Genomic DNA, 6,081 nt, shown 5'->3' on the forward strand with positions numbered 1-6,081 from the left:
ATATATCACATTAAACTTTTCAAGCCTAAATTGTATGTCACATTAACAAAAAATCAGTTAAATAATAACTTAATTCTGGTCTTTTTTGGCCATGGATAAAATATATAGAATAGTTAACAATTTATTTAATGTTTAATGTTGTCAGTACTTTTTAATCAGTGCTAGAATAGAATTGCACAAATCATGGATGAAAAAGGGGGAATGGTGATGGCTGTTAATGCATTTATTAAGCTCGTGCCCTCATCTGATAAACAAACAATCACGATTGAAGAAGTAAAAGAATTATTTTTTTATTATAAAAATATAACAGCAAAAACGGGCGACCAATTGAACTGGCAGTATGGGGAATCTGCATTTCCATATGAAATTAAAGAAACAGAAGCAAGTAAGGGAAAGGCTTTTTATTTACATTCTGACCACGAACGCTATAATGCCATTTTAATTGGTGTTGATAAGGAAACAGTTAAAGAGGAAGATGGCACAGAAAGGGAGCAGCAATACATACAAGTAACATTACCAGAACAATCCACACATGGAGATAAAGGAAAGGCGAATGAATTTTGCAAATTCCTTGCCAAAAAACTACAAGGAGAGCTTCACCTCTTTAATGACAGAGTCATGTACTATTATCCAAGAAAATAAGACATTAAAAGACTCCAGCTTATAGCGGGGTCTTTTAATTTACAAAAAGAGCCAAAGTATAATGGATTGATGTATATATCACCAGACTTAGTGCCGTAATAAATAGTGTCTTTCTTACCGATTTGGTCACATAGTTTCCGAGCATTAATGCCAGGTAAAAAAAAACAAAAAACATCATTACTTTATAAATGAGTTGATCGTGTTTTGAAAGCCACTCAATGAATGTAAATCCACTCCAAATCATAAATTGTAATAAAATTACAACGTAGACCTTCATTTTTATCACCACGCAAAATACATTGATCTTTAATCAAGAACAAGAACATTGGCTAGTGTTTTAAATATATGATTATTCTTTGGCAGTTAGATATTATTTACAGAATTCTTTTAATTCCTCCTCTCTTTCACTACTAAATCATTTCTCTGTTAATAAAAAAAGTCCTTTCCATCTTACAGGAAAGGACTTAATTATTACTTAATAATATGAATTGGAGTTCCTAGAACCACTTCAGCTGCTTCCATGGTAATTTCTCCAAGGGTAGGATGAGCATGGATTGTTAGAGCTAAATCCTCTGCTGTCATACCCGTTTCAATGGCTAAGCCTAATTCAGCAATCATATCTGAAGCACTTGCCCCAGCGATTTGAGCACCAATTACTACACCATCTTCTGCGCGAGTAATTAATTTCATAAATCCATCGCTGCTGTCTAGAGATAATGCACGACCATTTGCAGCAAATGGGAATTTCGCCGCTTTTACCTTAATACCTTCTTCTTTAGCTTGCTGCTCAGTATACCCAACAGAAGCTAATTCTGGATCAGAGAATACAACTGCAGGGATACCTAGGTAATCAATTTCTGATGGATGACCAGCAATGGCTTCCGCAGCAATTTTGGCTTCATAAGATGCTTTATGTGCCAATTGAGGACCAGCAACAACATCACCGATTGCATAGATATTACCGATATTTGTACGGCATTGTTTGTCAATTTCAATTAGTCCGCGTTCGGTTAATTTAATACCTGCTTGCTCTAAGCCCATTTCATCCGTGTTTGGACGGCGTCCAACCATGACAAATACATAATCAGCTTCTACCTTCTTCGCTTCACCTTTTACTTCAAAGTTTACGACTACACCATTTTCAGTTTCTTCTACACCTTTAGCAAATGCATTTGTATAGAATTCTGCACCTCGTTTTTGCATAGTGCGCTTTACTAAAGAAGCCATTTGTTTATCAAATACACCAAGGCCTAAAATTTCGTCCGCACCTTCTAGGATGGTTACTTGGGAACCAAAGTTCGCATAAGCACCGCCAAGTTCGATTCCAATAACCCCTCCGCCGATTACAACGATTTTTTCAGGGATTTCATTTAAATTCAAGGCACCTGTTGAATTTAGAACTCGTTTAGTATATTTAAAAGTTGGCAATTCAATCGGACGTGAACCAGTTGCAATGATGGCATTCTTAAAAGTATAGGTTTGAGCAGAATTTTCATCCATTACACGTAGTGTATTGGAATCAACAAAATATGCTTCCCCACGAACAATGTTTACTTTATTTCCTTTTAAAAGTCCCTCAACACCGCCGGTTAATTTCTTAACGATTCCAGCTTTGAATTCCTGAACCTTAGTAAAATCAACTTTTACATTATCAGCTGTAATACCGAATGATTCAGAGTGAACAGCTGTTTCATAACGATGTCCTGCAGCAATCAATGCTTTAGATGGAATGCAGCCCACATTTAAACATACGCCGCCAACATATTCTTTTTCAACAATCGTTACTTTTTGTCCTAACTGAGCGGCACGGATAGCTGCTACATATCCTCCAGGACCCGCACCGATGACTATAGTATCTGTTTCAATTGGGAAATCTCCAACTACCATTTTCTTACGCCTCCATTAACAATAGTTCTGGATCGTTTAATAAACGTTTAATATGATTCATTGCATTTTGAGCAGTCGCACCGTCAATCATGCGGTGGTCAAAGCTTAAAGATAAAGCTAATACCGGTGCAGCAACAATTTCACCGTTACGAACGATCGGCTTCTCAGCAATACGGCCTACACCTAAGATTGCTACTTCTGGATGGTTAATTACAGGAGTAAACCATTGTCCGCCTGCTGAACCAATGTTTGAAATTGTGCATGATGCACCTTTCATTTCATTTGGAGCAAGTTTTCCATCACGTGCTTTACCAGCTAATTCATTAATTTCATTAGAAATCGTGAATACAGATTTACGGTCAGCATCTTTTACAACTGGAACTAAAAGACCTTTTTCAGTGTCTGCAGCGATACCAATGTTGAAATAATGCTTATGGATAATTTCATTTGTTGCATCATCAAGAGATGTATTTAATACAGGGAACTCTCTTAATGCACTTGTCAATGCTTTTACGATATATGGTAAGAATGTAAGTTTAATCCCTTTTGCAGCAGCCACTTCTTTGAACTTCTTACGGTGTGCCACAAGTTTAGTCACATCGATTTCATCCATTAAGGTAACGTGTGGAGCAGTGTGCTTAGAGTTAACCATTGCTTTTGCAATTGCTTTACGGATTCCACTCATCTTCTCACGTGTTTCTGGATATTCACCTTGTGGAATTGGAGCCGGTGCTGCTTTTGGTGCTTCTTCAGCCGCTGCAGGTGCTGCTGCTGTTGTTGGTGCTGCTTGAGCACCGCCGCTTAAGAATGCATCAATATCAGTCTTAAGGACACGGCCGTTATCTCCTGAACCTGTGACAAGACGAATTTCCACACCTTTTTCACGTGCATATTTCCGAACAGACGGCATAGCAATAACTCGACGATTTGGATCTGCCTCAGCTTGAACAGCTTGAGCTGCAGGTGCTGCTGCCTCTTGTGCAGGTGCTGCTGCTGGAGCTTCAGCTTGTTTTGGAGCTTCCTCTGCATGATCATCGCCTTTAAATTGTAAGTTTTCGTATCCTGGTGCATCAAAAGTAACTAGTACTTGACCAACAGTTGCTACAGTTCCTTCTCCAACTAGTACTTCTTGAACGGTACCTTCTACTGGGGATGGAATTTCAACTACAGCTTTATCATTTTGAATTTCACATAGGACATCATCTTCTTGGACTTTATCACCTGGCTTCACAAACCATTTGACGATTTCACCTTCGTGAATACCTTCACCGATATCAGGCATTTTAAATTGAAATGACACAGAGATTCATCTCCTATTTTTCATGTATTTTTTAAACAATATTAAGTAGAATTGGGAAAATATAACTTTTCCCAAAATATATCTTTATCACTCGACCGAAGTGATGATTAGAAAGTTAAAACTTTTTTAGCAGTCTCAATTACATCTTTATAGTTAGGAAGCCATACTGATTCAGCTTGTGGGAATGGGAATACTGTATCTGGTGCTGCAACACGTAATACAGGAGCTTCCAAGCTAAGAATAGCACGATCGTTGATTTCAGCTACAACATTTGCAGCAACGCCTGCTTGTTTTTGTGCTTCTTGAACCACAATTGCACGGCCAGTTTTTTCAACAGATGCAATAATGGTTTCAATATCAATTGGGCTTACTGTACGTAAGTCAATAACTTCCGCAGAATATCCCTCTTTTTCAAGTTCTTCTGCTGCTTTTAATGACTCATGAACCATTGCACCGTAAGTAATGATGGATACATCAGTTCCTTCACGTTTCACTTCTGCTTTCCCTAGTGGAATTGTATATTCCTCTTCAGGAACCTCTTGACGGAATGAACGGTATAATTTCATGTGCTCAAGGAAAATGACAGGGTCATTATCGCGAATGGCTGAAATTAACAGACCTTTTGCATCATAAGGTGTTGAAGGAATAACTACCTTCACCCCAGGTGTTTGAGCCATAAGTCCTTCTAAACTGTCCGCGTGCATATCAGGAGTATGTACGCCGCCGCCAAATGGTGAGCGAATGGTAACAGGAGCACTATATCTTCCACCTGAACGATAACGTTGACGAGCCAATTGACCTGCAATTGAATCCATTACTTCAAATACAAATCCAAAAAATTGAATTTCCGGAACTGGACGGAAGCCTTGTAAACTTAGACCTACTGCTAAACCGCCGATTCCTGATTCAGCTAGAGGCGTGTCAAATACACGATCTTCGCCAAACTCCTGGTGCAGGCCTTCAGTTGCACGGAATACACCACCGTTTACGCCTACGTCTTCACCGAATACTAACACATTCGGATCGTTACGTAATTCCGTACGTAAAGCATCTGTAATTGCTTGAATCATTGTCATTTGAGCCATGGCTTACTTCGACTCCTTTTCTTTATATAGTTCATATTGTTCTTTTAATGTTTGCGGCATTTCTTCATACATAATAGACATTAAGTCTGTCACTTTTTGTTTTGGTGCAGCATCAGCTTGTTTAAGAGCCTCTTTAATTTCTTCTTTTGCTTGTTCAATTACTTCAGTTTCTTTTTCTTCATTCCATAGTCCCTTATTCTCAAGGAATTTACGGAAACGTACAAGAGGATCTTTCTTTTCCCACTCATTATCAAGATCGGCAGTACGGTAACGTGTAGGGTCATCGCCAGCCATTGTATGTGGTCCATAACGGTAAGTTAATGTTTCAATAAGTGTAGGTCCTTCTCCATTAACCGCACGCTCACGAGCATCGCGAGTCGCCTTATAAACTGCTAGAGGATCCATACCATCAACGACGATTCCAGGGATACCAGCTGCAACAGCCTTTTGTGCTAATGTTTTGGCAGCAGTTTGCTTTTCACGTGGAGTTGAAATGGCAAATTGGTTATTTTGGATAACAAAGATAGCTGGCGCTTTATATGCACCTGCAAAGTTAATCCCTTCATAGAAATCACCTTGAGATGTTCCACCGTCACCAGTATAAGTAATGGCAACAGCCTTAGTTCCACGTTTCTTGAATCCAAGTGCAACCCCAGCTGTTTGAACATACTGAGCACCAATAATGATTTGAGGATGAAGTACATTCACACCTTCAGGGATATTCATACCCTCAAAATGCCCTCTGGACCATAAAAATGCTTGAGATAGTGGTAAACCATGCCAAACGATTTGCGGTACATCACGGTATCCAGGTAAGATGAAATCTTCATTTTCAAGTGCAAATTGAGAGGCAAGCTGAGAAGCTTCTTGTCCAGCTGTTGGCGCATAGAAACCTAATCTTCCTTGACGGTTTAAAGAAATAGAACGCTGATCAAGAATTCTGGTGTAAACCATACGGCGCATTAATTCTTGGAGTTGTTCATCAGTAAGGTCTGGCATTGCTGCTTCATTGACAACCTCACCTTGTTCATTAAGGATTTGAAGTGTTTGAAATTGTTCTTCTACAGCTTCGAGTGCTTTCTGTGCATCAAGCTGGGCGTTCTTAAGTTTAGAAGCCATCTGTCATCTCTTCCTTTCTATTTAGGGCCTATTTTTAAAAAAATAAAT

Annotated in this window: 5 protein-coding genes; 1 reads left to right on the forward strand and 4 read right to left on the reverse strand. The window is 39.0% G+C overall.

Annotation, left to right across the window (positions count from 1 at the left end; all coding sequences use genetic code 11):
- Window positions 1-207: 207 nt before the first annotated feature.
- Window positions 208-642, forward strand: coding sequence for a DUF1885 family protein (locus V7266_RS27830; RefSeq protein WP_335472463.1), 435 nt, complete (start codon window positions 208-210; stop codon window positions 640-642).
- Window positions 643-1,113: 471 nt separating this feature from the next.
- Here the strand turns inward: V7266_RS27830 and lpdA are convergent, their stop codons facing one another.
- From lpdA to pdhA, 4 genes are all read right to left on the reverse strand, one after another.
- Window positions 1,114-2,529 carry a dihydrolipoyl dehydrogenase gene (gene lpdA / locus V7266_RS27835; RefSeq protein WP_335472464.1) on the reverse strand — a complete coding sequence of 472 codons (1,416 nt, stop codon included), beginning with the start codon at window positions 2,527-2,529 and terminating at the stop codon, window positions 1,114-1,116.
- Between the two features lie 4 nt (window positions 2,530-2,533).
- Window positions 2,534-3,829 (reverse strand): dihydrolipoamide acetyltransferase family protein, encoded by a 1,296-nt coding sequence (locus V7266_RS27840; RefSeq protein WP_335472465.1) that lies wholly within the window; start codon window positions 3,827-3,829, stop codon window positions 2,534-2,536.
- A 107-nt stretch (window positions 3,830-3,936) separates the two neighbouring features.
- The gene (locus V7266_RS27845) at window positions 3,937-4,914 is read right to left on the reverse strand and encodes an alpha-ketoacid dehydrogenase subunit beta (RefSeq protein ID WP_335472466.1); all 978 of its coding nucleotides are present in this window, start codon (window positions 4,912-4,914) and stop codon (window positions 3,937-3,939) included.
- A 3-nt stretch (window positions 4,915-4,917) separates the two neighbouring features.
- Window positions 4,918-6,033 (reverse strand): pyruvate dehydrogenase (acetyl-transferring) E1 component subunit alpha, encoded by a 1,116-nt coding sequence (gene pdhA / locus V7266_RS27850; protein ID WP_335472467.1) that lies wholly within the window; start codon window positions 6,031-6,033, stop codon window positions 4,918-4,920.
- Window positions 6,034-6,081: the final 48 nt, after the last annotated feature.

Source organism: Neobacillus drentensis, assembly GCF_036965645.1.
Lineage (GTDB): Bacteria > Bacillota > Bacilli > Bacillales > Cytobacillaceae > Neobacillus > Neobacillus drentensis_D.